Here is a 495-nt window from a genome sequence, read left to right on the forward strand (position 1 = left end):
GGAGAAAGTCGTCTCCTATGACATGGGCGGCACCACCGCCAAAATCTGCCTGATCGAGGACTTTGCGCCGCGCACGGCGCGAACCTTCGAGGTGGCGCGCACCTCTCGCTTCTCCAAAGGCTCGGGCATGCCGATCTCCATTCCGGTGATCGAGATGATCGAGATCGGCGCCGGCGGCGGCTCGATCGCCTGGGTCGACGCCATGGGCCGCATCCAGACCGGGCCCGAAAGCGCTGGCTCGGAGCCGGGACCGGCCTGCTACGGCCGCGGCGGCAAGCGTCCGGCGATCACGGATGCCGATCTCGTGCTCGGCAAGCTCGACCCCGACAATTTCGCCGGCGGGGCGATCAAGCTGGACAGCACTGCGTCCGAGCAGGCGATTCTGCGCGATGTCGGCGAGCGGCTGTCGCTCAACGCGATGTCGACCGCCTTCGGCATCTGCGAGGTGGTGGACGAGAACATGGCCAATGCCGCCCGCGTCCACGCCGTCGAAAA

The 495-nt window shown here is 67.1% G+C and carries 1 protein-coding gene; it reads left to right on the forward strand.

Annotated features, from left to right (window positions below):
* Positions 1–495: hydantoinase/oxoprolinase family protein (locus EN807_RS32510; RefSeq protein WP_281405239.1), on the forward strand; the 495-nt coding region annotated here is incomplete at both ends.

Origin of the sequence: Mesorhizobium sp. M5C.F.Ca.ET.164.01.1.1, assembly GCF_004792125.1 — a bacterium.
Lineage (GTDB): Bacteria > Pseudomonadota > Alphaproteobacteria > Rhizobiales > Rhizobiaceae > Mesorhizobium > Mesorhizobium wenxiniae.